A 25,064-nucleotide genomic window follows, 5' to 3' on the forward strand; every position below is an offset into this window, starting at 1 on the left:
TTGGCTGTATCCTTCCCACTACTAGGGCGGATTAGGAACTTTCATCCATTAGCGACGTGCGCCGCAAGGCGCACACATAAAAGAGGACCTTTCGTTCATTTTGAACGAAAAGTCCTCTTTTTCCGTAGAGAGTGTTATTTCACAGCCCCTTCTATATCCTTTTATTTTACAGAAGTACTTATTTTTAACTTTTTTCCTTCAGATTTTTATATTGCAAAAATCATATCACCATCTGCAGTATATCCTCTATATGTTCTGCATAATAATCAGCCCCATTCAGTTCCCCTTTCTCACCATATCCATACAGGCATCCTATAAAAGGGCTTTTGCAGGACCTGGCACATTCCAGATCCTGTCTCCTGTCTCCGACTACCAGATAAGGGCCACTATATTCCCGGATGATTTCCTGCACAATTTCTGTCTTTGGACGGAATCTGTATGATTCACAGTCATAAAAACGATCAAACCATCGTTCCATCCCAAATTCCTTCCAGTGTGCCTCACGATATGAAGCTTTACAGTTACTTAAGATCACAAGGTGATATCCCCGGTTCTTCAAAGCTGTTAGCATCTCCTCTGCTCCCGGATACCACACTGCCTTATGTTTCCTGATCTGTCTTACCATCAGATCTCCTACCATCCTGCTTGCCTGCTCTTTATAGCTCTGATCCAGTTCCGGCAAAAATGTATTCCACATCTCCTTACTGTTAAGTCCCAGCCAGCCGGCAATTTCCACCGAGCCTATCTCCCGTTCTTCGGTAACCTTCTGTTCTGTCAGCCACTGATAGGTTTCACGAAATGCCGGTTCATAGATTCCAAGGGTATGATGGATCGTTCCATCATAATCGAATATGATCGTTTTTGTCATCATTTATTTTCCTGTCTTTTAGAGCTGCTTCATCAGATTGACCATCTCAATCGCAGATAATGCACAATCATAGCCTTTATTTCCCGCTTTGCTTCCTGCACGCGCAATAGCCTGCTCGATATTTTCAGTCGTGATCACTCCGAATAAAACCGGGATTCCTGTTGCAAGTTCAACCTGTGCGATTCCCTTGGCAGATTCATTACACACCAGATCATAATGTGAAGTATCTCCACGGATGACAGCTCCAACGCAGATAATTGCATCATATTTTCCTGACTGTGCCATCTTCTGTGCTGTAATCGGAATCTCAAATGCTCCCGGTACCCATGCTGCAGTAATGTTCTCTTCTTCTACTCCATGTCTTACCAGTCCGTCGACTGCCCCTCCCAATAATTTATTCACAATAATTTCATTGAATCTCGCTGCCACGATACCAACCTTCATTCCCTCCGGTGCTACTACTTTTCCTTCTACTAAATTGATCTGTCTCATTTTTTCTTCCTCCTGATATTTGCTGTTTTTTATAAATTTATTTCTTTAAAAATATGACCCATCTTTTCCTGCTTCGTCTTCATATACTTCCGGTCATACTTTTGTGCCGGAATCTCCAGAGGTACTCTCTCATTGATCTTCAGTCCGAATTCGCCAAGTCCATAGACTTTATCCGGATTATTTGTCAGTAATCTTAATGATTTCACACCAAGGTCTGACAGTATCTGTGCCCCGACCCAGTACTCTCTGAGATCCGGTGCAAACCCTAACTTCACATTAGCCTCCACAGTATCGTATCCCTGCTCCTGAAGCGCATATGCTTTGATCTTATTGATCAGTCCGATTCCTCGGCCTTCTTGTCTCATATACAGAATGATTCCTCGGCCTTCTGCTTCTACCTGGCGCATCGCTGTCTGCAGCTGCAGGCCACAGTCACATCTGAGCGATCCGAATGCATCCCCTGTCAGACACTCCGAATGTACCCGGCAAAGCACATCCTCACCATCTCCCAGATCACCTTTTACCAGTGCCAGATGATGCTCTCCTGTAATATCATTGATATAACCATACATTTTAAAATCACCGTACTGCGTTGGGAGGTTTGCAACGGCTTCCTCCTTTACATGCTTTTCATGTATTCTTATATAATCCTGCAGATCACGGATCGTAATAAATGTAAGGTTATGCTCTTTTGCCATTTCCCATAGCTGTGATGTACGCATCATAGTTCCATCTTCTTTCATAACTTCACAGCACACGCCGCATTCTTTCAGTCCGGCAAGTCTCATAAGATCTGTTGTTGCCTCTGTATGGCCATTTCGTACCAAAACCCCGCCTTTTCTGGAAATAAGCGGAAACACATGTCCCGGTCTTCTGAAATCCTCCGGTTTTGACTGATCATCCACACACTTCATGATAGTATAGGAGCGCTCTTCCGCAGAGATACCTGTGGTTGTATCTGCGTGATCTACTGCCACGGTAAATGCTGTACTGTGATTGTCCGTATTCTCCGCAACCATCGGCGGAAAGTTCAATCTCGCCGCAATTTCTGCACTCATCGGTGTACAGATAAGACCCTTTGCATAGGTCGCCATGAAATTAATATTTTCTCTGGTCGCAAACTCTGCCGCACATATCAGATCTCCCTCATTTTCTCTGTCCGGATCATCTGTGACCAGAACTATTTTTCCTTCCTTAAGATCCCTAAGTGCTTCTTCAATTGTGTTGTACTGATAATTTTGTGACATAGTGTATATCCTCCTGTTCTAAAACCCGAATTCTTCAAGAAACTCCATCATAATTCCGGATTCTTTTTTCTCTTCTTCGTTTTTTCTGATGCCAAGCAGTTTTTCTACGTATTTTCCGATCACATCATTTTCCAGATTAACCAGATCCCCCGGCACCTTTTCCAAAAGAGTGGTTTCTTCTCCTGTATGTGGAATGACCGACACCTGAAAACCAGCTTCATCAACCCTTGCAACTGTCAGGCTGATCCCATCAATACAGACGGATCCTTTTTCCACAATCAGATGCAAAATCTGTGGCGATGTCTCAATTGATACCCAGATGGCATTTTCTTCCCGGAGCATGGAACGTATCACGCCAGTCCCATCAATATGGCCGCTTACTATGTGTCCCCCGAACCTGCCGTCTGCAGCCATTGCACGTTCCAGGTTTACCTGGCTTCCGGCCTTGCAGCTGCCAAGACTGCTTCTTCTGATCGTCTCTGCCATCACATCGGCAGTAAATCCGTCCGGCTGAATCGACGTAACTGTCAGACACACACCATTCACAGCGATACTGTCACCGATCCTTGTCCCTTCCAGGACTTTCCGGGCTTTCACTGCCAGGATCCCTGATTCCCCTGTCAGCTGTATATAACGGACTTTTCCTTTCTCTTCTACGATTCCTGTAAACATGATTCCTCCTGTTTTTTATCACACACCTGACATTTTATCCGGATATCCTCACCGATCTGGCAGATATCTGTATATTTCAGTTCCACTGCTTCAGACGGCAGTTCAACTCCAATACCCTCTACCGGTGTCTTCCCAGCCACACCGCCAAACAGCTTTGGTGCCACAAAAGCCTGTACTTCCTTTACAATTCCAGCTCGCAGTGCACTGTCATTTAACGTACCTCCTCCCTCCAGGAGGATGCTGTCAATGCCTCTGTTTCCAAGATCTGCCATCAGCTTCTTAAGGTCTATCTGATTCTTTTCGTCGGGACAGTAAATGGTTTCAACTCCCATGGTATGTAATATTTTTATTTTCTCTTTTGCATTTTTCTGTTCTGCATAAGCCACGATCGTCCGGTACTTTTCCGCACTTTTTACAATCTGACTGCCCGGCGGGATCCTGAGCTTACTGTCACACACAATCCTGACAGGACTTTTCCAGCCTTCTACCCGGACGTTTAACATCGGATCATCTGCAAGCACAGTTCCAATACCAGCCATGATTCCCATGTACTGATGCCGCATATGCTGTACTTCTTTTCGTGCAGATTCTCCGGTGATCCATTTTGATGCTCCTGTTTTCGTTGCGATCTTCCCATCCAGTGTCATGGCATACTTCATTACCACATAAGGAGTCTTCGTAGTAATATAATGGAAAAACACCGGGTTCAGCTGATCACATTCTTCTCTCATAAAATCTTCAACTACTGTTACACCGGCTTCCCTTAACATCTGTACACCTTTTCCTGCCACTTTCGGATTCGGATCTCTGGAACCGATCACCACTTTTCTGATCTTCTGTTCAATGATCGCTTCCGTACATGGAGGTGTTTTACCATGATGACAGCAAGGCTCCAACGTGACATAAATCACCGCACCTTCTGCTGATTCTGTAAGAGAAGCAATTGCATTACGTTCCGCGTGAAGTTCTCCATACTTTTTATGATAGCCTTCCCCGATGATCTTTCCGTCTTTTACGATCACTGCCCCTACCATAGGATTGGGATTCGTCCAGCCTTCTCCTTTTTTGGCCAGTTGAATAGCCCGAAGCATATATTCCTGATCCGTCATTTCTATTCCTTCTTTCTTATTCCTGTTCTTTGCCTGGGCTACGCCGAGGCTTTTAAACATGTGCAATCGGATTCACAGACAAGTGAATGGTATAGTTATTTCGAAAACGATGTACCAGATACAAAAAAAGCCTGCAGAAATATCTGCAGGGTGGAATTGATCTGTTACATATGATTGATAAATGAATGTCTGATTTTCCTATATAAAAAGCTCTGAAATGGATCACCATCTCAGAGCTCTGATACTACATTCATTCATACAAAAAATCAACTGTACTATCATCTTCTTCCATCCAGACTGTACTGTCGGCCCCGGAATCTCACCGGATCATGCCTCTCGGCTCGCGGGCTTTACCGCCGGTAGGGAATCTCACCCTGCCCTGAAGATATCTTTTTGTTTATTTTAATACTTTATCTGTTATTTGTAAAGCAGAATTTTTATTTTACTTAGTTTACTGATGGAGATAGAATATCCATATACACAATAAATATCCTCATTTTATCCATATATTATATCGTTTTATGAATTGTTTTTTCACTAAAATCACACTATTTTTTCACTATTTTTCATTACTTCATCGTTTTCGCCAGTGAATTGAGCAATGCCCACATCTCTGGATTAGCCAATACTTTTGCCAGAAGTTCCGGATCAACTTCATCAGCAACAGAACCGTCACAAGCAACCAAACGATAACGGTTTCTGTATAGAGTTGGTTGAAGCTTCTGGTTAAAGATTTGCAAAAGTTCCCATAGTGCATTATCTTTTAATTTTGCACGCTGGTGATAGAAGGCGGCTTTTGATGGTGTTTCATCAGTGCGTCCGAAAAAATGATAAAGTTCTATCTCTCTGATATTGTATATCCACTATAGTTTTAGATGTATCATCTTTACCATCTTGAATTGATCAGAAACTGTCATACTGACCTTTGTGGATAGCTTTAAGCCATTTTTAGGGATGTAACGATAGTATGGTTCCTCCGCAATCACCTTCACATTACCCCCGATCTTTGCTGCCAGTTCTTCCGCTGAATCCACATAAAAGAACATTTGTGCATCGGCATGGCCGACCTGTTTCATATATTTTTTCTTCATCATGGTCATTCCTCTTTTGTTCACCGTATCAAAAACAACTTCCATATTTCCAAATTGCCCAATCATACGCAGAAGGGCAATGACCTTATGTTCCTCAAAATAATGAAATAACCCGCCTGCAGTAACGAGAATAGGAGCATCAAGTACATCATTGCGAACTTTTTTGATCCAATCCTTTGCAAAGGCATCCCCGGAAATATATAATTCCCTCTCTGGTTCGGGAAGAAGTCCCCGCCGGTATTCGATTACATGAGGCAGATCCATGGCATACCAGTGTGTCTTTCCGTTATCACATCGGTGATAGGTTGTCTCCAGACCACAGCCCAACTGGACAATCACACCGTCCGGTCTGCGTTCCAGAAAAGTCCGAATAATCCGATCCATATTAGCAGACCGGGAAGCAGAGGCCAAAAGGGTATACTGGCTCTGCATATTCTGTTTAATCAAGTCTGAAGGTAGCTTCTTTTTCAATTCCAATGCTTTTTTATCATATAAAATTTGCGGGTAATGCTCACTGGCATAGATTCTGCCCAGCATAGGGACAAACAGGGTATCCTCCACAACGCCTAATGTTTGCATAACCAGCCCTCCTTTTTCTTTATGCAAGTTTCCAATTCTGGCTTTCTGTCTGCAGTTTTACCATATGGGCATATACACCATTCTTTTCTTCCAGATCCTTTGGTGATCCTTCTTCTGCCACGGTGCCATCAGAAAGGACAACAATTTTATCTGCTCCTGCTACGGTACGCATCCTGTGGGCGATGACCAGAACCGTTTTATCTGCGATCAGACGGGAAAGGGCTGTCTGTACCAGAGTTTCATTCTCCACATCCAGGGAAGCAGTAGCTTCATCTAAAAGAATGATCGGCGCATTTTTCAGAAATGCACGGGCAATAGAGATACGCTGGCGCTCTCCGCCGGAAAGTTCACAGCCATTTTCCCCGATATTGGTATGCCATCCATCCGGCAGTTTTTCCGCAAATTCATCCACATTGGCAAGTTTCGCAGCAGCAATGACTTGTTCATCTGTGGCGTCTTTGTTTCCGATTCGGATATTTTCCAGAATCGTATTGTCAAACAGTGTAACATCCTGGAATACGATGGAATACAGAGAAAGCAGTGTTTCCGGGTCAATTCGGGATACATCCATGCCTCCCACGGTAATCTTTCCTCTGTTAATATCCCAGAACCTTGCTGCCAGCCGGGATACAGTTGTTTTTCCGCCGCCAGATGGGCCGACCAAAGCCGTAACCTCTCCCTGTTTTGCCGTAAAGGAAACATCTTTCAATACGGTTTCTCCGGTATTGTAGGCAAACCCAACATGGTCAAAGACAATATCATACCCCTGATTGGAAAGCCTGTCGCTGCCCTGCTGGATCGGATGATCGAGAATTTCATTCATACGGGCAATATTGGTTCGTGTACTGATGACTGCCGCAAGATTCTGGAGTGCGCCCTGCAGAGGGTCATATAAACGGGATACTACCAGAAGGAACATAAAGAATGTAAGCACGGAGAGGCTTCCTTGCATGAGCAAAACAGCTCCCACCAGCGCAACCGTTGCAATACCAAGCTTCAGCACCAGCGATGCGGAAACCACAAAAACAGCAAGGCCGAATTCATTGAGGATGGAACGATGCTCCACGGCACGGATCTTCTTTTCCAGACCTTTTAAATATGCCTGTTCCGCATTGTTCGCTTTCAGGTCACGAACCGTTTCAATGCACTCCTGTATCCCGTCTGCGCAGGCCATCTTTACATCCATGGCTTTCTGATTCAGATTTTCCTGAATCTTTGCGGAAAATCCCACAATCGCAAAGGCAACCGGCAGAACCCATAAGGCAGCCAGTGCCATTCTCCAGTCCGTAAAGAGCAGACCAATGGAAATCAGAACTGTAGAAATGATCGAACCCGCAAGCTCAGGGATAAAATGCGAAAAACTCTGCTCCAGGAAGGTGCAATCCGCCATAATGGTACTGGTAAGATCGGCTAAATCCTTTTTCCCGAAAAAGGAAAGGGGGATTTTGCGCAGATGCTCTGCCAGGGTAATGCGGCGGATACCGCTTTCTTTGTAAGTGGCAAAATAGGTCGCATTGTATTGAAAGAAAGTGGTCAGCAGAATCAAGCCGATACACACCACGCAGCCTGCCACATAAAATGGAATTTTCCCACCGGGAACACCCCCGTTCATCAGATCGCTGACCAGGTAATATAAAAGTCCCACCGGAAACATAAAAGACAGATTCTGAAGGACACAGGCCAGGCAGCCTTTGATCAGGTCTTTTGCTCCCTGTTCAGACAGGGCATATTTTTTCTGCAGTTTTTTGATCATATCACTGCACCTCCTTTGTTACCTTCCATTGCACGGAAGTCTGGTAATTTTTCCACATACGGCTGAATATACCGTCTTTTGCAAGCAATTCGCGACTGTTTCCGCACTCGGCAACCCGTCCGTCGCAAATGACAAAAATCTGATCCACATTTGTTACGGTAGAAAGCCTGTGGGCAATCATAATCACGGTCTTACCCTCGGAAAGTCTTGAGAAAGCAGCCTGTACGCGGCTTTCGTTATCCGGGTCAGCAAAGGCAGTGGCTTCATCTAGAATGATAATCGGAGCATTTTTCAGCATCACACGGGCAATGGCAATTCGTTGCTGCTCGCCGCCGGAAAGATAGACACCCTTTGTACCGATGACCGTATCCACACCCTGTGGGAGTTTTTCCAGAATATCATCGCATTGCGCGTGATGAAGGGCAGTCAGAACTTCCTCACGGGTAGCTTCCGGTTTTCCCATACGCACATTTTCCAGAATGGATGCCTTGATCAGACGGCTGTTCTGAAATACGAAAGACACCGTGTTCATGAGTTCCTCTTTCGGGATGTCTTTCACATTAACACCACCGATTTTTACCATTCCGCTCTGGGGATCAAAGAATCGGGAAATCAGGTTGGCAAGGGTTGTTTTTCCACCGCCGGATGGACCTACAAAAGCTACCGTCTGTCCTGCAGGAATGGTCAGTGAAATATCTTTTAATACTTCTTTTTCTCCATCATAGCTGAAATGAACCGATTTCAGCTCCACGGAAGCGTTTTGAGGATGCTTTGAATGTTTCGTTTCCTCCAGAGGCTTCAAATGCAAAACGCTGTCAATTCTCTGTAAAGCGTCGTCTACAATCATGGCGTTTTCACTTTGGAACATAATGCGTGTCAGTGTGACAGAAATAACCGGTGTAATGATGATATAGAAAATAAGATCCAGTAAGAAACCGGAAGTCACACCGTCTTGCGTAAGCAACAGTCCTCCGGCGATCAGTGTGGCAAAAACGCCGTTGATCGCAGCTGTATAGAACATCATCGGTGTCCGAAGCTGCCTGGTATAAGCAATCACCCATACTTTATACCGGTCAATGGAGTCTTTAAACTTCTTAAAGGAAAAGATCGTCTGGCCAAAGGTTTTTACCACCGGAATCCCACGGACATACTCTACCGCTTCATTGGACATATCATCCAGCGCATTCTGGTATTCTTTCATCTTTTCCTGCATCTGCTTTCCGGTCATTGCCATCATGATCAGAAACCCCAGCACAACCGGAACAAGACTCAATAGTCCCAGTCTCCAGTCAAACACGAACAACAGCACCAAAAGACCGCAGGGGGTTGCAATGGCATTGGCTCTGTCGGGAAGCTGATGGGCGAGATAGGTTTCGGTGGCTGCGCTGGATTCGTTGACAATCTTGCGCAGTTTTCCGCTGCCAAAACTCTCGGCAAACCCAAGAGGCAACTTAACAATATGCTCCATGGTCTGGATACGCAGGTTTGTGGCAATACGAAATGCTCCCAAATGGGAACACATCAGCCCTGCTATGTAGACAAGCACCGCTATAACCGCAAACAATACTGCCATCCAGCCATTACCGGTCAGGTTCTGTGCCTGGCCAAAATTCGGTGCCACCTCCAATACTTCCTTGATCATTTTCCAGATGTAATAGAAGGGTACCAGAGCGATCAGGGCACTGATTGCAGAAAGCACCCAGGAAGCATAGGTCAGGTACTTATGGCTACCTGCAATTTCCAGCAGGCGTGATAAATTGGATTGCTTTTTCAAAAAAATTCCTCCTTTTCTTTGTGTTTATGATAAAGAGAACACGTCTATGTTCTTACAATATCCGAATTTAGATTAGTTTTAGCTAACTACCAAGCAAAAATTATAAGGCATTACTGCCCCATAATTTTCATCCATCCCGCTGTATAAAAGGCGCGCATTTCTCTGACGTAGTTTTCGGCATCTTTGAGCGGCATTTCGTGGATGATCAATTCAAAAAAGGTATGAAACATTCCGGTGATCAGAATATGCTCCAGCGAAGGATCGATATGCGGAGAGGGCCTTCCAAGCTTCCTTAAAACCTCCTGATAGGCATGAGTCCCTTCCACTTCAATCTCCACCATTTCATCAATTAGCCCGGCAAATTTTGTTCCTTCCGAACAGCAGAGGATCAGTTTACATTCCTCTAAATGTTCGTACGCATAATGGAGCATATCGTACATACAAAGCCCCGAAATGTCACTCATGACTTCCGGCTGCTGGGCAGCTGGTAGTTCGGCAAACTCCTGCTGTGCCTTTATAAAACGTTTGAGAATATATTCGTAATGCTCACCAACGATGGCTTCAAAAAGTTCTTCTTTACTTTTATAATATCCGTAAAAGGCTCCGGTAGTCATTCCCACGGATTTCACAATATTCCGCAGGGAAGCGTCTTTATATCCTTTTTCTAAAAATTCTGCTTTCGCTGCCCGGTGGATATTTTCTAAAGTCGTTCCATTTCCGTTTATTTTGCACACCTCCTATATAACAGTGATATATAACACTGTTATAATTTTAATCTCTAAAAATTATTTTGTCAAGAGCAACAAGAAATAGTTGCATAAAAATAGCAATCCAAACAGCATTCTGCACTTTATTACTGATAAAATTTTCAAATACTGGTTTTGACAAAAGTTTCATTTTTTCTAATAAATGATAAGCAGGGTGGAGTTTGTTCTCACACCCTGCTTTGTGATTATCATGAACTACTCGAAGATCTTCTTCACTTTTTCTTTCAGCCTGTCCATATGCCTGTAAACCGCCTTTTCGGTAATCTTCAGATACCTGGCTATTTCATGAGTGCTATACCCCTGGATCTTCATCAGAACGATCTGAAGGGTAAGCCTGTCCACGGTGATCAGCACATGATACAATTCCTGATTCTCAATACGATCCAGAAAGTCCTGTACTGTTTTCAGTTCTGCCTGATCTGTGGATGCTGCTACGGTATCCAGATATGTACCTGTTCTATTTGATTTTTCTTGAGTAATTCATAAACAAGATAATCATCAACCCCCAGCAGATCTGCGACTTCCTTAACGGAATAGGACCAGGATTTTAATTCTTTCCCTGATTCTTCTCCGGTAACTTTATGATATTTAATCTGATTGGCGTACCATTTTTCAAAGCTGGCAATATTGATTCGTATCTTTCCGGCAATCTCTTTTGATTCAAAAACATTTTTATGCACCAGCCAGTATCGATCTGTCTTTTTTAATCCCAGCAGCTTTCCCATTTCCGGCACTGTCATCCAGGTCCTCTTTTGTGTTGGATACCGTTTGTAAGGACTTTCTTCTGATTTTTAATTCAACAAACTTGAAGTTATCAAACAGCGTTCATTGTTTCGCTTTGTGGCATTTTTACACACTGCTGAATCACACCTGTAACATATGTAATGGAATCGGTACAGTCGTTCTTGAGCCATTCTGAGATAATCGCCATCAAGCCCCGAATATAAAAGGCCATGATATAAGGTCGATCCTGTGGTAGTACTCCGTAGCGGTCGAGAATTGGCGTAAACACATAACGGAACATCTTATCATAGCTTTTATCCATCCCCAACACCGCCGCATTTTCTGTTGCTGTGCGGAACAGTCGCTTGTTGTTTTTAATGTAGCAGAGGTAAGGTGTTAAATAATCCGGCGTAATTAGATATAATTCATCTCTCGGGCAATTCCGCAGCTTTGCAGAAAAGGCATCTGAATCTTTCTCCATGCAAGCAAGAAATTGCTCGTTCATACGACTGACACTCTCCGAGAGCAAGTCTGACATCGTTTCATAGTGAAGATAGAAGGTGGAACGATTGACCTCTGCTACTTCACAGATTTCTTTGACTGTAATATACTCAAAATCTTTTTTTGCCAGAAGTGTCAGAAAGGCTTCGTCCATTCTGGCTGCAGTAGCAAAATATCTGCTTTCTGATCTATTCAATCATTCCCACCTTCTTTCGTGTTTTTGTTTACTTCTCACTGATTTCTTTTGCCAGTTCCATGATTTCAAAAGCGTATTTCTGCTTGCCCTGAGCCAGCAATTTTTTGTAGATGGGGTAATTAACGCCCATACCCAGCAGCCCGATAATGCCGACAATCACGCCGAGAACAAACATAGCAGTACTACCGTTGCCGATAACCTTCATGGAAAGGCACATCCCGACACCGGCTACCAACGCTGTGATAATACCGAAGGTGTAGGTAAAAACGTTTGCGGGAAGCTTGGCTTTTGCATCCAGCTTGCGAAGAGCGACCACCTTGGAGGTGTCCTTGGGTGCATATTCGTTTGCGAGTTGTTCTGCATAGATTTTATCTGTATTCATGGCTTGTTGCCTCCTTCATTTGATGGTTCTATGATACCAGCAAAGAACGAGTAACGGAACAACACTGAAGGCAGTTTGTGTTGAGTTCAAGAATTGTGTAAGTTTCGATTTTCTTAATTCTACAAACTGAAAGTTATAGTGCAATCTTTTTCCATTTTCTAATCTTGGTTCTAAAGGTTCCGAACGGAGCAACTGTATTAACATGTATGAATTTGTATACTTCCCAGACAGCTGTTTTAGTTGCTTCGTCAGCCCATTTTCTCATATGTGGTTTAAATAATTCTTCATCACTCAGAGAATCAATCATTGCATAAATAGAGTTGATATTCTCATTCAATCTGTCTTTCAATTCTTGCAGTGACAGCTGAGCATATGTATCTGTGAACCATTGATATAATTCGCCAAGCTGATTCCACTTAAAATTATCCGAAGGAGTTTTGACAGGAATACCCTTTCTTTCGTCTGATTCCCATTTAATAACAAGAGTTGTCCAGCCAACCTGATAAGCAAGATTTTCTGCCGGAGTTCGATCGACCTCATCAATTCTCTTATCTTTTAAATGCTCCGGAATATCATTAAATTCTGAAATATACTTTGCAAAGCTTTTATTTATCTCGTTTTTAAGCTCGTCTTTATTCTCATATGTTCTCAATAGTCTATCTCCTCAGCTTCCGATTTTCCAGTTTCAAAAAAAGGATTTTTCAAATTAGTCTTTGCAAATAACCTTTGAACCTTCACCATCAATTACAATTCCCTGATGGTTGTTAATAGGGCATAGATTCAAATCCGAAAACTCAGTCATTATTTTCTCGGTAACTTTCTTAAATGGTGCTGTAAGATAATGCGGAAGAACATAGAAATCAATCAAATCAAGCCCTGCATCATCTTCTTGTGAGTAGTCCTCCGGCTTTTCATCCATTTGCTCGATATATTGGATGCTTGGAGCGCATATAATTGCGCCTGCCGACTCGCCGATCATCAATTTTCCATTTAACAATTCCTTTTTCAGCAACCCATCAGTTCTTGTTTTACGGAGTTGGTCCATAAGAAAGAAAGAATTTCCGCCGGTAAAATATATCACATCTGCATCTTCAAAAACAGACTGTATCGTTGAATAAGCCTCCGTTGAAATATCAATTTCAGTTACGATTGCTCCCAACTTTTTGAATAATTTTCGAGCCGAGCCGACATAACCGGTGTAGCCTTCACGCAACGAAGCTGTTGGAATAAATGCGACTTTCTTATTTTCAATTTCTTCTTTTATCAGACTTCCTACACTTGAAAAGTGCGAACATAAAAATAGTTTCATCAATATTCTCCTTTATAAATACCGATTTATTTGTTATCATCATCTTTTTTATTTTTATTCAACCATGTAGCACCAAAACACAAAGAGGTTGAACCTAGACATAGATATATAACACCCATCCCAACATCACTAGTAAAATTTAATATAGCACTAACGTAGAAAAGCAAAGACGTTATAAAATATAATAATGCTGTTATTTTGTTTCTTTTCATCATGTGCACTCCTTCAAATTCCGATTTTCACATCAAATCATTTTCTTCATTCTATCACAGAATCATGTTATTCCGCCATCAATTTTTCGAACCAGGTATCCATGACAATAATAAACTGGCCTGCACCCTGCCATTCTTGCAGCATTTCATCCAGAGTTTTGTGTTTCTCATATTTCTGCACATACACCCAGGTGGCTATACCACTGGCCTCAGAAATAATTCCTGTTATGATCTTACGCATGATGTCCTCAAATTCTGCGATTTCCTCTTTTGGAACGATGTCATAGAGATTAGGAATCTGAAAATCTTCTTTCCCACAGTTCTCATGTACATTAATCAGCTCTGCTTTCACCCTTTTTCTGGATTCCTCGGGTAATTTCAAATATTGCCAGATCATTGAGACCACTTCGGAAGGTGTGTCTTTTTTGATCGGTGGTAACTGAATAAAATCATTGTTTTCGCTCATTTTCATATCCTCCTCACGATAAAATAAAATCAATAATACTTTCTCTTGTCATATCCAGTACAGTGTCTACAAACACTCCTGCAAACAGGATCAGATACAGAATTACACTCAGCGAAAACAGGAATGCAACCTGTACCCAATCATGGTAACAGTATGCAGTCGCTATAATCAACAAAGTGAATATAAATCCAAGGATTCCTCTGACAACCGCATAAGTCTGTACTGTCATCTTCACTGCCAGGCCGATCACAAAAAGTATCAGCCATACCGGCAGTAATAATATCTTCCCAGCAAGTTTTAAAATAAACATGTGCACCTCCTATCTTACCAGTCCTGGCATATCATGGTTCACTTCTGCCTGATAATACCCATTCATCGTAGACGGTGCATTAAACAGGGCTGCTAATAAATATTTCTTGATGTTCTTCACCTTTGTGGTGTTACCACGCATACAGTGTAAGACATACTCGATATGTGAATAGGTCAGCATCAGAAATTTTTTCTTCACCAGAGATGCCGGATACCAGTTGCTGGCAATCAAGATCTTGTCATTTTTACACATCACAGTTTCTACGATCAGGTTCACGACTTCATCTACCTGTCGCATATCGTCATGATGGGTTATTTCCAGTGATTCATAATCAATGGTCTCCTTGACAAGGTTTTCATAAGCCTGATAATCCTCAGAGTGATTATCGCTATCAAATCTTTTCTCATCCACAGATATGATATGATTAGATTTATTATCATTCATTTCAGTATCACTAAGATTAGTATTATTAGGGTTTGAAATGTAAACTTCTTGAAGTTTGTTTTCGGGACTTCTAGAAGTTTGATTTTGGGACTTCATGAAGTTTGAATTGTAAACTTCTGTAGATTCCTCATTTTCCACAGAAGTTTGTTTTTTAAACTTCTTTAATTCCTCTCCAAATTTTTTCTCATCTGTTTTCTCAGGCATAAAGGTTTTCACGTAGATAACGTTCACCTTTCCAAATCCCTGTCTGCGTTTCTCAATCAGACCAATTCCTGTTTCGTCATCCAGTTCTCTCATGGATTTAATGGCTTTATTTCTGCCACAGTTCAGTAATTCCATGATATCTTCGATGGAAAAGTAGATATATGCTCTGTTTTTGTCGTCAAACCACTGATTCTTGATGGAAAGAGACATTCGATCCAACATCAGTCCATATAAAATTTTAGCATCGCTCGATAAATCTTTAAAATAACTGTCTGTAAATAATACTTTTGGTATGCGGTAGAAGCTGAACTGATCAGCTTCGATACCGTAAAAATAATTAAATGTCATTTTTTTCTCCATAATTTCCTCCTTTCATTTTCTGCTAAGAAGTCCTCTTTTTAAACTTCTTTGACTTTGTTTTCTTAGCTTTTTCTATCTTTAACAGGTCTGTTCCTGCATCCATTTTTCTAATAATGATTCAATCACCTGCTCCATATCTTTGGCTGTATAATCATCCGGAAAGTACTTTGTCAGTTTCTTTTCTGAGAAAGTAAGAGACCGAGATACTTTCTTTGCCATCACACAGTTATTGAAAATTGATAACATCTGGATCTGATTGATTGGTCCATCATTCAGCTGATTTCTGAGTGCTGCAATCTGCTTGGGTTTAATAAATCCGGTGTCGCTGATATATTCGTAGATCCATCCCTGTACTTCCTTATCGATGTAGGAGATATCGACAGCAACCGTGAATTGAAGCTTTTTGTTATCTACCAGATCAAGAAGTTCTGGAATCAATTCTGTCAGGCGAATGTAACGCTGAATCTGTTTAGAACTTTCTCCGACTTGCTCCGCTAATACATCCCTAGATACTGTTCCTATTAAATTCTGGTCATTTTGGCCAGAATTACTTTTTGGCCTTCCTGCTTGTCTTTTCATTGCCTCTAGTTTCATCTTATAAGCAAAAGCTTTCTCACTCGGCAACAGTTCTTCTCGCTGAATGTTAGCGTCCACCATAGCTACAATGGCATCATCATCTGATAATTCTCTTACGATAGCCGGAATAGTCGTCAGTCCTGCAAGCTGTGCTGCATGCATTCTTCTGTGACCGGACACCATTTCATATTCTTCATTTTCATCCATGCGAAGCAGTACCGGTGTCAGCACTCCATTGATCTTTACACTTTCTACCAGATCCTGCATCTTTTCATCATCCAGCACCTTGAACGGATGATTCTTAAACGGATGGATCTTACTGATCTCTATCTCCATTGCAGATTCTTCATTTACTACTCCGAGCAGTTCGTCAATACTTGCCAGCTTAATCTTTTCACCACTTCTATTTTTCATTCTTCAAAACCCCCTGTGTTAAGTTCATATATGCTTCGGCAACCTTTCCTTTCGGACAGTGCATGTAGATACTTTTTCCCTCTGCACTGGTCTCAGCAGCTTTTACGGACATCGGGATCACATTTTCAAATACTTCAATCTGGCTTCCGTAGGTTGTATGTACTCTCGATGCAATGTCCCTTGCGTAATTGGTTCTGAAATCTACCATAGTCAGGAGAATGCCCTCAATCGCCAGTTTCCGGTTCAGTCTTTTCTTTACTGTAAGAATGGTCTTGATCAACTGTTGAAGTCCTTTAACAGGCAGATATGCGGCCTGCACAGGTATCAGAACAGAATCAGAAGAGACCAGTGCATTGATCGTCATCATACCAAGGCTCGGCATACAGTCGATCAGGATATAATCGTATCGTGATCTTATCGCATCGATATATTCCTTCATGATCATTTCTCTGCTCATAACATTTCCCATCGTTACTTCCAATGCAGAAAGCTCAATATTTGCCGGAAGTAGATCTACATTTTCCTGGTGATGTAAGATACCATCTTCCAGATTGATTTCTTCTTCGTTGATGACATCCATCATGATCGTTGCCAGTGTGATTCGAAGATCATCCGGTTCCTCATATCCGAGACTTGCAGTTAAACTTCCCTGTGGATCCGCATCGATTAGCAACACTTTCTTGCCTTCTCTTGCCAGTCCAATACCTACATTTACAGTTGTGGTGGTCTTGCCGACTCCACCTTTCTGGTTTACTACGGATATAACTTTACACATGATTTCTTCCTCCTTTAACTTTCCCATGATTCTTTTTTCCATAATTTTAGCAGTGCCAGTATTTCCCGTTTCATCATTGCCGGTGTATAAGAATTTGGAAAATACTTGTGTAGTTGCTCATTGGTAAATGCTACTCTGGTGATCTCACCTTTTTTAACTTCACTCATGATTTCTTCCATCTTTTCTAACGATAACTGTTTTTCTTTACTCAGCTGCTTTATCCGCTGAGCCTGTGAGAGTGACGGAATCGCCTGTGCATAATCCATTGCTTTAAGCAGTTCTCTTTGTTCATTTTCTTTCAATGCAGCAATCTCTACTGCCGGACAAAAAGAAATAATCTCATCATCCAGTTTCTGCAACATTTCCGGTATAAGCTTTGTCAGTGATATATAACGCTGCACTTGTTTTGGGCTATCACCACAATCCTCACTGATAATATCTATCGAACGTTTTCTTGTTTTTTTGTGGTCAACTTGGCTCTTTTTTCGACCACTTTTTCTTTTCAATACGTCATTCTTTAATTTGTAAGCAAAAGCCTTTTCACTGTAGCTGATCCGTTCTCTATGAAGATTCGAATCCACCATGCTTAAGATGGAATCATCTTCACTTAATACCCGGATGATCACCGGTACTTTACGGTATCCAAGTTTCTCTGCAGCATGTTTTCTTCTGTGACCGGATATGATTTCATAGTAGCCATCCGGTACCGGTCTGACGATCAGCGGATTTAAGATTCCATATTTCTCAATGCTTTCCTGCAGAAGAAACATTTCCTTATCATCTTTCACCTGAAACGGATGCTCCTTAAAAGGGCGGAGACGTTCAATCTCAATTTCTATGATTCTTTCTTCTTTTTCTCCTGATTGTCTGTTTGCATCAGTCATCTTGACTCCTTTCCTCCAGGATTCAGGAAATAAAAAATGCCTGCCTGGAACTTTTGTTGTAAGAAAAGTTCCAAACAGACATTGCCGTTTGACTATTAGCTGTAGCTAATAGAATTGAATACTGTTTCAGCTAATTTATGTTTGCAGGTTTCGGAGAGATTGTTTCTTTTCCTGCCTTTTCTCTGATTTACATCCCCAAATAAGGGGTGACAACAGAGCGGAACCCAAATGTTAGCTGGACTCTTGAAAAACCATGTTTGCAAACCGGTGATTTTGATTAGCTGTCAGCTAACAAAAATCGGATTGCGTTAGCTGGAAATTGATCATTTTGAATGGAATTTTGTGTCACGAACGTGATTTGAAAATAACAAAAGCGTTCGTTGTCAGCTAATCCAGCTAACATTTTCGAACGCTTTGAAGCCCGTCGCCAAGAGGATTTGAACCTCCGACCCCTCGCTTAGGAGAGCGAGTAGGTGGTGTCAATTCCGGACAAGAACTATTATTATAAGCCCTTTAAAGTCAAGGGTTTTTTCTACTTCCGAGTCAAATCAAGTCAATTCCTGTACCCCACATATATGCCTTAGATAAGACCTGTTTATTAGCAGATTATTTGCATCAGCTAACACTTGGGGGGATACCTTCGTGTCACCACCATTATGAAAAATATGGCTACCATCATTCAAGCATTCGAGAATGATAAACAATATGAAATTGAATTGATTTCTATACATATAATACCGTACTTTAGACTGGTTGTCTACGGTGTTTTGACTACTATAAAATAGGATTTTCAATAAAATAAATATGTAAATTTGAATGACGTTCCAAAGAATGTAAGTCCTCTTGAATATATTTCCAAGAAGCTGGATAACTATCAGGAACTCCATTCACAACATCTCTTTTTAAATACTCTAAGAAAAGTTTCTCCTTTCCCTCAAACATTCTGTAAAAAGAATAAGCGTATTTTTTCTTGTCTTCTTCACTTAAATTTTGTTTTCCATATAATGCATGGTCCAAATTTGAAGACATAAAAAAACAACGATATGGAATCCCATTAATCTCATCTTGTTCCAACAAGAACTTCATCACTTCTTTTTTATGATTATTTCTAATTAAAACACTCTCTTTATTGTTACATGAAATAGTCGATGTCGTATACTCAAATTTTCTTGAATCACCATCAAGCACTGCAGATTCAGGAACATATGCTCCATCCACATCAAAAATCTGTACAATTTGCCATACATCAGATTTTTTTAATTTATCCTGTTTCATATATGGTTTTATAATATCAGATATTATAGTTTTGACATTGTCTACCGTCACTTCGTTATTGCTAGTCACATCACCATTTGTAAATTCAAACTTTATATTTCTATGTTTGTATATTTTTCGAAAAATATTTTCCAATGCACTCTTATCTGTATTCCCTTCTACGATAAAAAAAACTGTTTTTTTAGTTGGTTTACTATCTTTCGCCATGAATATTCACCTCCAAAAGTATTACTGTAAATTCTCAGAACTGTAATTCTCAAGCAATTCTTCAAACTCTGGAGACAAAGCAATTTCTACGTCATTTCCTTGTTTTCTAGCTTTTCTAAATGCATACTCAATAGATTGCAAATCCGTATCATCATAAAGAACTTCTTTTTGACCACCTAGAACAACTGCACGAATATAGAAATCACGCTTATTATTGTTCTTCTCTATTCCTTGTAGTCGAATATATCGATTTTGGGAATTAGTTGTTGTACAAATTATGTTATTACTATCAAGTTTTTCTAATATACGAAGATTATGAGAAGTGAAAATTAATTGCCCTTTGGCATCATCCTTTAAAACTCCTAATAGTTCTCCTAGAAGATATTCAAATATCCCTGAATCAAGTTCATCCACAACCAAACATATTTGTTCTGAATTATAGTATGCAATAAGATAATTTAATAATGATATAATCCTCTTAATTCCTTCTGATTCATATTTCGTAAGAAATTTTTTCCCATTTCTAATGGAATACACATCAATTTGAACAAACTTAATTCCTTTTTCATCTACTTCCTCGTTCTTTTTTATAATCTCCAACTGTAAATTTGGAATAATGGACTTTAACGCAATATTTATAGCATCAGTAGCAAGAATAAGTTGATTATACATACTCTCAGGAATATTTGCATGACCATTCACAAACATAGGTAAGCAACCTTGCATAATATAATTTCCTGTTTCGCTATGAACATTAACCGGTAATACCATATTATTATTTATATCCGCTAATTGATTTACTTTTACAACTTGAAAGAAAAATTTCCCAAAATCAGATAAGCCATTTAAAATATTTAGCAAAATCATTGCTTCTTCTTCTTCTTCTGAAATTTGTATCAAATTTTTAATTGCTATATCATTAAATAAAATTGAAATATTCTTTTGAGCGCACAAAACAGCTAATTTTTGAGAATGATTCAAAAATGAAATGTTTTTATAATATTTCATATAATCAGACTCAAAGCCCGAAGCCGTATCTTCTAAAATAAATTCTGAATCATAAAAAGGATTTTCAAATGATAAGCTTCTCTTAGTTTTCCAGGATGCACCTCTTCGCCAATACACTAACGTTTCCTTTACAATCTGTATTTTTTGATCTTTTGTACATTTATTTAATTTAAAACTGTATTCAACTTTATATTTTTGATTACCATTCTCGATAAAAAATGTAGTAATCATGTTGGTTTTATTCCCTTCGCCAATCAATCCTTCAAACTCAGTATAACTAATTTCTTCACCTGAAAGAATTGTTTTAAGGATATCAAAGGCTTCTATCATGGCGGTCTTTCCGGAACCATTTTGACCATAAATTCCCACAAGATCATTTCCATCAAGACAAGCATTTTTTTCAACGCTTCTATAATTCATATATTTTATTTCGCCATAGTCAACATTTTTAAAATGTTGTATCTCTGTTCTTATAATTCGAGTCGTTCCTTTCATCTCCATAATAACCTCCAAAGTAGACAAAATGTCTATTACCACACAAAATCAAATTTGTCAAGCAATTATATTTTATATTAAAACCGACATTTTGTCCAGTAGTAATAATAACACCAAACACCTTTTCACCAAATTATATGTAACTTAATTAATTTTATTCTATTTCCTTTATCTTTCCCTATATCACATTATCTATTACTTCTATTCTATATATAGCTGAAACAAAATTTATAACAACTAAATTTTGTTTCTTTTATCTCATCGCCTTTGCCAACGAAGCCAGCAATGCTTTCATTTCCGGATTTGCCAATACTTTTGCAAGCAGCTCTGCATCTACATCATCCGGTACATCTACTGTCTGGGATGCTGTTTCCTTCCGCATCTTTGGATCCAGATTTTTCTTTTCATAGAAGGCTTCCTCGAATAATTCTGCGTTTCGTCTTCTATCCTCATCAATAATATGGGAATATACATCTGTTACCATATCCACTTGTGAATGACCGGAATCCCCTTGAACCGCTTTGATGTCTCCGCCATTCAGTTTTAATTTATATGTCACACTGCTATGCCTCAAACTGTGAAAGACAACCGGCGGAAGGTTATGTTCTTCGATCAGTTTATTTAATTGACCCCTGATTGCTCCGGTGCCAATAGGATTTCCAAAGGTTGTTGCCATCACCAGATTATAATCTATATATTCCTCTCCTAAGACTTCTTTTACTTCGTCCTGCTCCGATTTCCATTCAACCAGCATATTTGCAACACTCTTTGGAAGAAATACTTTACGGATACTGCTCTCTGTCTTTGGTGTTTTCAAAATCTGAACCGTTGTATTAGATTTATGCTGTGAAGGGAAAACCAGCAACACATCTTTTCCTTCCAGATTTTTCAGAGTTTCCTTTGTTACCCGTTGTGTTTCTTTATTGATATAAACGTATGCACGATTTTCTTCGATTGCTTCCGGAGAAATATCTACACAGTCCCAGGTCAAACCAAGTAATTCCCCTAATCGTAGGGAACAGGAAAATGACAGATTGATTGCCAGCTTCAACCGTTCATCTTCACACACATCCATTGCATACATCAAGGTTTCTGCTGTCCAGATTTCTCGTTTCTGTGATTTATGTTTCGGCACCGTTGCATAGGTACACGGATTTTTTTCTATCATCTCCCATTTGATTGCCTGCTCAAAACAATTGCGAAGTAATTTGTGGATTTCTCTGACGGTACTTGCAGAAACATATTCATTTTTCTTATTCCCCTTCGCCGGATTTCCAACTGCTTTTGTCTGTAGCAATCCCTGATAATATCTTTCCATAAAACGAGTATTGATCTCCGAAAGTTTCACCAATCCAATCATAGGCTCAATATAGTTTCTGATCAGACCTACATTCCCTTCATAAGTGGATAATGCCCATTTTTCTTTTCCATACAGGGAAACGTATTCCGTGAGCAGATCTGACAATGTATTGCACTTTCTCACAACAAGCGAACCCATTTCCTGTTTATATTCGATTTCTCTTTTCCGCTTCTTTGCTTCTGCTTTTGTATCATATGTTTCCCACTTCTGTCTCCGTTTGCCGGAGTCATCCTTATAGTTATAAATCACATTAAATTTTCCGTTTCTTTCTCTGATCGATGCCATGTTAATTCCCTTTCCTTTCTTCCAACCAAGCTTCAAATTCATCTCTTTTTACTCTGGCTATGTTTCCAATCTTCACTGCCGAAAATTTCCCATCATCTATCCATCTGTAAATCATCCCTCTACTGACCTTTGCAAGAAACGCTGCTTCATCAAATGTCAGATAACCCAGATTTCCATTCTTACTACGATCTCCGGTTTTTGCTAATTTCTTTCGTCTGTAATTTGCCAGGCTAAAATTTTGTTCCATTGACAACTCTTCATAATCGTTGGCCGGATCCAATTTATAATGATCCTGTCCTTCTATAAATTTCTGAAAGCTCTCTTTTGTAATCCTTTTCTTTTCTGCGATCACAACCGTTTCAAAAAAATGACTGTACTTGGAATTTTTCAAAATCTCATATACCTGACCTCTTGTAACTCCCAGAAGCCTTGCCATTTCCGGCATGGTAATTGTTGCTCCTTCCATCTCCTTGTCTTTTTCCCTATCTTTCTGTATGCGATATTTTGATTGCTTCTCATACCATTCCTGAAAAGATTTTTTCGGAATCCTGATCCAGTAATCAACAGTAACTGTTTTTATACCGTCACGTTTAATCAGATCATAAACCGTAGTTTCACTAACCCCCAACATTTTGGCAACTTCTGATATGGAATAAGACCATTTTTTCAGATTTTTTCCCGGTTCTTCTCCATTCACTTTCTGATACTTCACCTGGTTTGCGTACCACTTTTCAAAGCTGGCAATATTCACTCTCATTTGTCCTGCGATTTCTCTGCATTCAAAATAATTTTTCTGAACAAGCCAGTATCTGCCTGTCTTCTTTAGTCCCAAAAGATTTCCCATCTCCGGAACTGTCATCCAGGTTTTTTCCTTTGGAGGAAGTCGTTTGTATTTACCGTTTTCCTCTATTTCTGAAAGCACTTCTTCAAACGAAGTTTCTTCTATAACAACTTGATTCATCTGATTGACTCTCCTTTCTTTTCTGCATCATACATCATTTTCAAATAAAAAATTAGGATGTCGATTGCGACTTTTTCTCTCAATCAACATCCCAGATTTTTTACTCCGGCTGATTATCAAGCCAGTCATCAAAACTCTTTTTTGAAATTCTGTACTTTCCTCCATCCAACTGGATCCATCGGAATTCTTTTTTCTTTAATAATGCATAGACCGTCGGGCGGCTTACATCTAAAATTTCCTGAATCTCTTTTACGGTATAACATCTTTTTTCTGACATATAAAAAACCCTCTTTCTTCTTTCATATAGGAAGGAAAAAGATCCTTCTATATAACGAAAGGAAAAAGAGGATTTTTACAGGGTGACTAATAAAAAATTTATAATCCATTCCTATAAATCTCATTTATAACAGCCTGCGCCTGCTCCATTTCTTTTTTCTTTATGATTTCTTCCCGGTCACTTAGGATTGCAATCATTTCATCTATCACATCTTCCAGTCTAGGCTCTGTGTAACGATACAAGTATCCCAACATTCTGGTAGCTGTATAATCTGTATTCAGATTCTTATAGGCTATTTCTGCACAGAGTTCTTTCGGATATCCTTTGCCGAGTAAAACCTTATATAATTCATCTGTTCTTTCCGATCCCATAAAGTATCACTCCTGTAAATTTCTCTCTGCTTAAATCAGTATGCCTTCCAAATGATCCAGCTCATGCTGACAAATCTGTGCGGTCCAACCGTCAAGTTTCAAATTCTGTTTCTTCCAATTCATATCCAAATATTCAACTTCTATCGTCTGATATCTCGTTGTCTTACGCACTCCCGTAAGAGATAAGCATCCTTCTTCGGTTTCATAAGGCGATTCTTTTCTTACCAATACAGGATTAAACATTACCACATCTACAAATCCCATATTTACAATAATAACACGTTTTTTCACACCGATCATATTCGCTGCCATTCCAACACATCCCTCACGGTTCGCAGCTAACGTATCCATTAAATCTCTTCCTACTTGAAGATCCGCTTTTGTTGCCGGCTCAGATTTTTGTCCCAGGAAAAATATATCTTTCATAATTGGTTTTACCATTTTCTTCATACCTCTATTCTAAAAGTCGCTTTTTTAATTGTTCCTGAATGGTAGTATAGCAGTTTTTTTACTTTTTTTCTATCTCACCCTGTTTTTTCTGCCCTGAGCCTTTCGTTATATGAGAGGGTTAATCTTTCAAGAGCAAGATCCACCCGTGTTTAACGTTATGGCATTTCTGCCTCCGTTATCCTTACGGGTTTTCATCTTGATGGGGATTTCGTTTCCCCATACCCTCGAAGATTTAGGCGCCTTTTGCGTCTACTAGCTTCCACCAAA

The 25,064-nt window shown here is 40.1% G+C and carries 27 protein-coding genes, 1 pseudogene and 1 riboswitch; all 28 genes and pseudogenes read right to left on the minus strand.

What is annotated here, in order from left to right:
• Window positions 1–220: 220 nt before the first annotated feature.
• The gene (locus ACESPO_RS12505) at window positions 221–868 is read right to left on the minus strand and encodes an HAD family hydrolase (RefSeq protein ID WP_015541475.1); all 648 of its coding nucleotides are present in this window, start codon (window positions 866–868) and stop codon (window positions 221–223) included.
• A gap of 18 nt (window positions 869–886) precedes the next feature.
• Window positions 887–1,360, minus strand: coding sequence for a 6,7-dimethyl-8-ribityllumazine synthase (gene ribH, locus ACESPO_RS12510; RefSeq protein WP_004844980.1), 474 nt, complete (start codon window positions 1,358–1,360; stop codon window positions 887–889).
• A gap of 29 nt (window positions 1,361–1,389) precedes the next feature.
• Window positions 1,390–2,607 (minus strand): bifunctional 3,4-dihydroxy-2-butanone-4-phosphate synthase/GTP cyclohydrolase II, encoded by a 1,218-nt coding sequence (locus tag ACESPO_RS12515; protein ID WP_055230843.1) that lies wholly within the window; start codon window positions 2,605–2,607, stop codon window positions 1,390–1,392.
• Window positions 2,608–2,625: 18 nt separating this feature from the next.
• Window positions 2,626–3,279, minus strand: coding sequence for a riboflavin synthase (gene ribE, locus ACESPO_RS12520; protein ID WP_147611886.1), 654 nt, complete (start codon window positions 3,277–3,279; stop codon window positions 2,626–2,628).
• Window positions 3,261–4,388, minus strand: coding sequence for a bifunctional diaminohydroxyphosphoribosylaminopyrimidine deaminase/5-amino-6-(5-phosphoribosylamino)uracil reductase RibD (gene ribD, locus ACESPO_RS12525; RefSeq protein ID WP_009243651.1), 1,128 nt, complete (start codon window positions 4,386–4,388; stop codon window positions 3,261–3,263). The genes ribE and ribD overlap by 19 nt, the downstream gene beginning before the upstream one ends.
• A 276-nt stretch (window positions 4,389–4,664) precedes the next feature.
• Window positions 4,665–4,779, minus strand: a riboswitch (FMN riboswitch).
• Between the two features lie 472 nt (window positions 4,780–5,251).
• Window positions 5,252–6,058 carry a class I SAM-dependent methyltransferase gene (locus tag ACESPO_RS12530; RefSeq protein WP_004844975.1) on the minus strand — a complete coding sequence of 269 codons (807 nt, stop codon included), beginning with the start codon at window positions 6,056–6,058 and terminating at the stop codon, window positions 5,252–5,254.
• 19 nt (window positions 6,059–6,077) lie between these two features.
• Entirely contained in the window at window positions 6,078–7,811 is a 1,734-nt protein-coding gene (locus ACESPO_RS12535) for an ABC transporter ATP-binding protein (RefSeq protein ID WP_499788925.1), read from the minus strand.
• 1 nt (window position 7,812) lies between these two features.
• The gene (locus ACESPO_RS12540) at window positions 7,813–9,585 is read right to left on the minus strand and encodes an ABC transporter ATP-binding protein (RefSeq protein WP_303151454.1); all 1,773 of its coding nucleotides are present in this window, start codon (window positions 9,583–9,585) and stop codon (window positions 7,813–7,815) included.
• 110 nt (window positions 9,586–9,695) lie between these two features.
• Window positions 9,696–10,319, minus strand: coding sequence for a TetR/AcrR family transcriptional regulator (locus ACESPO_RS12545; protein ID WP_004611459.1), 624 nt, complete (start codon window positions 10,317–10,319; stop codon window positions 9,696–9,698).
• Between the two features lie 228 nt (window positions 10,320–10,547).
• A pseudogene (locus ACESPO_RS12550) lies at window positions 10,548–10,823 on the minus strand (sigma factor-like helix-turn-helix DNA-binding protein); the annotation flags it as partial.
• Window positions 10,784–11,092, minus strand: a complete 309-nt coding sequence (locus ACESPO_RS12555; protein WP_004844969.1) for a helix-turn-helix domain-containing protein — start codon at window positions 11,090–11,092, stop codon at window positions 10,784–10,786. The pseudogene ACESPO_RS12550 and the gene ACESPO_RS12555, both read right to left, overlap by 40 nt.
• 74 nt (window positions 11,093–11,166) lie before the next feature.
• Entirely contained in the window at window positions 11,167–11,772 is a 606-nt protein-coding gene (locus tag ACESPO_RS12560) for a TetR/AcrR family transcriptional regulator (protein ID WP_144368280.1), read from the minus strand.
• A 28-nt stretch (window positions 11,773–11,800) separates the two neighbouring features.
• The gene (locus ACESPO_RS12565) at window positions 11,801–12,154 is read right to left on the minus strand and encodes a hypothetical protein (RefSeq protein ID WP_004844968.1); all 354 of its coding nucleotides are present in this window, start codon (window positions 12,152–12,154) and stop codon (window positions 11,801–11,803) included.
• Between the two features lie 133 nt (window positions 12,155–12,287).
• Entirely contained in the window at window positions 12,288–12,806 is a 519-nt protein-coding gene (locus ACESPO_RS12570) for a ClbS/DfsB family four-helix bundle protein (protein ID WP_033126079.1), read from the minus strand.
• Window positions 12,807–12,860: 54 nt separating this feature from the next.
• On the minus strand, window positions 12,861–13,463 hold the full coding sequence (locus ACESPO_RS12575) for a Type 1 glutamine amidotransferase-like domain-containing protein (protein ID WP_147611670.1): 603 nt from the start codon (window positions 13,461–13,463) through the stop codon (window positions 12,861–12,863).
• A 279-nt stretch (window positions 13,464–13,742) separates the two neighbouring features.
• Window positions 13,743–14,141: a hypothetical protein gene (locus ACESPO_RS12580; RefSeq protein WP_015514767.1), complete on the minus strand. Its 399-nt coding sequence runs from the start codon at window positions 14,139–14,141 to the stop codon at window positions 13,743–13,745.
• 13 nt (window positions 14,142–14,154) lie between these two features.
• A complete protein-coding gene (locus ACESPO_RS12585) occupies window positions 14,155–14,451 on the minus strand; it encodes a hypothetical protein (RefSeq protein WP_015514766.1) in 297 nt (98 codons plus the stop codon).
• Between the two features lie 9 nt (window positions 14,452–14,460).
• Window positions 14,461–15,459, minus strand: a complete 999-nt coding sequence (locus ACESPO_RS12590) for a replication initiator protein A (protein ID WP_499788927.1) — start codon at window positions 15,457–15,459, stop codon at window positions 14,461–14,463.
• 78 nt (window positions 15,460–15,537) lie between these two features.
• The gene (locus tag ACESPO_RS12595) at window positions 15,538–16,449 is read right to left on the minus strand and encodes a ParB/RepB/Spo0J family partition protein (RefSeq protein WP_147611674.1); all 912 of its coding nucleotides are present in this window, start codon (window positions 16,447–16,449) and stop codon (window positions 15,538–15,540) included.
• Window positions 16,439–17,224, minus strand: coding sequence for a ParA family protein (locus ACESPO_RS12600; RefSeq protein WP_499788928.1), 786 nt, complete (start codon window positions 17,222–17,224; stop codon window positions 16,439–16,441). The genes ACESPO_RS12595 and ACESPO_RS12600 overlap by 11 nt, the downstream gene beginning before the upstream one ends.
• A 14-nt stretch (window positions 17,225–17,238) precedes the next feature.
• Window positions 17,239–18,204 carry a ParB/RepB/Spo0J family partition protein gene (locus ACESPO_RS12605; RefSeq protein ID WP_117699144.1) on the minus strand — a complete coding sequence of 322 codons (966 nt, stop codon included), beginning with the start codon at window positions 18,202–18,204 and terminating at the stop codon, window positions 17,239–17,241.
• Window positions 18,205–18,882: 678 nt separating this feature from the next.
• Window positions 18,883–19,590, minus strand: coding sequence for a hypothetical protein (locus ACESPO_RS12610; RefSeq protein ID WP_499788929.1), 708 nt, complete (start codon window positions 19,588–19,590; stop codon window positions 18,883–18,885).
• Window positions 19,591–19,611: 21 nt separating this feature from the next.
• Window positions 19,612–21,099, minus strand: a complete 1,488-nt coding sequence (locus ACESPO_RS12615) for an AAA family ATPase (protein ID WP_499788930.1) — start codon at window positions 21,097–21,099, stop codon at window positions 19,612–19,614.
• A 247-nt stretch (window positions 21,100–21,346) separates the two neighbouring features.
• Entirely contained in the window at window positions 21,347–22,738 is a 1,392-nt protein-coding gene (locus ACESPO_RS12620) for a site-specific integrase (RefSeq protein ID WP_499788931.1), read from the minus strand.
• Between the two features lies 1 nt (window position 22,739).
• Window positions 22,740–23,699: a helix-turn-helix domain-containing protein gene (locus tag ACESPO_RS12625; protein WP_499788932.1), complete on the minus strand. Its 960-nt coding sequence runs from the start codon at window positions 23,697–23,699 to the stop codon at window positions 22,740–22,742.
• 100 nt (window positions 23,700–23,799) lie between these two features.
• Window positions 23,800–23,976: a helix-turn-helix domain-containing protein gene (locus ACESPO_RS12630; protein ID WP_008977279.1), complete on the minus strand. Its 177-nt coding sequence runs from the start codon at window positions 23,974–23,976 to the stop codon at window positions 23,800–23,802.
• Window positions 23,977–24,074: 98 nt separating this feature from the next.
• Window positions 24,075–24,347, minus strand: coding sequence for a hypothetical protein (locus ACESPO_RS12635; RefSeq protein ID WP_117549970.1), 273 nt, complete (start codon window positions 24,345–24,347; stop codon window positions 24,075–24,077).
• Between the two features lie 30 nt (window positions 24,348–24,377).
• On the minus strand, window positions 24,378–24,788 hold the full coding sequence (locus tag ACESPO_RS12640) for a peptide deformylase (protein WP_117549972.1): 411 nt from the start codon (window positions 24,786–24,788) through the stop codon (window positions 24,378–24,380).
• Between the last annotated feature and the right edge of the window lie 276 nt (window positions 24,789–25,064).

Origin of the sequence: Coprococcus sp. HPP0074 (genome assembly GCF_964238105.1) — a bacterium.
In the GTDB taxonomy this organism is placed as follows: Bacteria; Bacillota; Clostridia; order Lachnospirales; family Lachnospiraceae; genus Faecalimonas; species Faecalimonas umbilicata.

Bases quoted from the DNA above. Each gene is read 5' to 3' on its own strand.
- ACESPO_RS12505 (WP_015541475.1), bottom strand. From the start codon at position 868: ATGACAAAAACGATCATATTCGATTATGATGGAACGATCCATCATACC.
- ribH (WP_004844980.1), bottom strand. From the start codon at position 1,360: ATGAGACAGATCAATTTAGTAGAAGGAAAAGTAGTAGCACCGGAGGGA.
- ACESPO_RS12515 (WP_055230843.1), bottom strand. From the start codon at position 2,607: ATGTCACAAAATTATCAGTACAACACAATTGAAGAAGCACTTAGGGAT.
- ribE (WP_147611886.1), bottom strand. From the start codon at position 3,279: ATGTTTACAGGAATCGTAGAAGAGAAAGGAAAAGTCCGTTATATACAG.
- ribD (WP_009243651.1), bottom strand. From the start codon at position 4,388: ATGACGGATCAGGAATATATGCTTCGGGCTATTCAACTGGCCAAAAAA.
- ACESPO_RS12530 (WP_004844975.1), bottom strand. From the start codon at position 6,058: ATGCAAACATTAGGCGTTGTGGAGGATACCCTGTTTGTCCCTATGCTG.
- ACESPO_RS12535 (WP_499788925.1), bottom strand. From the start codon at position 7,811: ATGATCAAAAAACTGCAGAAAAAATATGCCCTGTCTGAACAGGGAGCA.
- ACESPO_RS12555 (WP_004844969.1), bottom strand. From the start codon at position 11,092: ATGACAGTGCCGGAAATGGGAAAGCTGCTGGGATTAAAAAAGACAGAT.
- ACESPO_RS12565 (WP_004844968.1), bottom strand. From the start codon at position 12,154: ATGAATACAGATAAAATCTATGCAGAACAACTCGCAAACGAATATGCA.
- ACESPO_RS12575 (WP_147611670.1), bottom strand. From the start codon at position 13,463: ATGAAACTATTTTTATGTTCGCACTTTTCAAGTGTAGGAAGTCTGATA.
- ACESPO_RS12580 (WP_015514767.1), bottom strand. From the start codon at position 14,141: ATGAGCGAAAACAATGATTTTATTCAGTTACCACCGATCAAAAAAGAC.
- ACESPO_RS12585 (WP_015514766.1), bottom strand. From the start codon at position 14,451: ATGTTTATTTTAAAACTTGCTGGGAAGATATTATTACTGCCGGTATGG.
- ACESPO_RS12590 (WP_499788927.1), bottom strand. From the start codon at position 15,459: ATGGAGAAAAAAATGACATTTAATTATTTTTACGGTATCGAAGCTGAT.
- ACESPO_RS12595 (WP_147611674.1), bottom strand. From the start codon at position 16,449: ATGAAAAATAGAAGTGGTGAAAAGATTAAGCTGGCAAGTATTGACGAA.
- ACESPO_RS12600 (WP_499788928.1), bottom strand. From the start codon at position 17,224: ATGTGTAAAGTTATATCCGTAGTAAACCAGAAAGGTGGAGTCGGCAAG.
- ACESPO_RS12610 (WP_499788929.1), bottom strand. From the start codon at position 19,590: ATGGCGAAAGATAGTAAACCAACTAAAAAAACAGTTTTTTTTATCGTA.
- ACESPO_RS12615 (WP_499788930.1), bottom strand. From the start codon at position 21,099: ATGGAGATGAAAGGAACGACTCGAATTATAAGAACAGAGATACAACAT.
- ACESPO_RS12620 (WP_499788931.1), bottom strand. From the start codon at position 22,738: ATGGCATCGATCAGAGAAAGAAACGGAAAATTTAATGTGATTTATAAC.
- ACESPO_RS12625 (WP_499788932.1), bottom strand. From the start codon at position 23,699: ATGAATCAAGTTGTTATAGAAGAAACTTCGTTTGAAGAAGTGCTTTCA.
- ACESPO_RS12630 (WP_008977279.1), bottom strand. From the start codon at position 23,976: ATGTCAGAAAAAAGATGTTATACCGTAAAAGAGATTCAGGAAATTTTA.
- ACESPO_RS12635 (WP_117549970.1), bottom strand. From the start codon at position 24,347: ATGGGATCGGAAAGAACAGATGAATTATATAAGGTTTTACTCGGCAAA.
- ACESPO_RS12640 (WP_117549972.1), bottom strand. From the start codon at position 24,788: ATGGTAAAACCAATTATGAAAGATATATTTTTCCTGGGACAAAAATCT.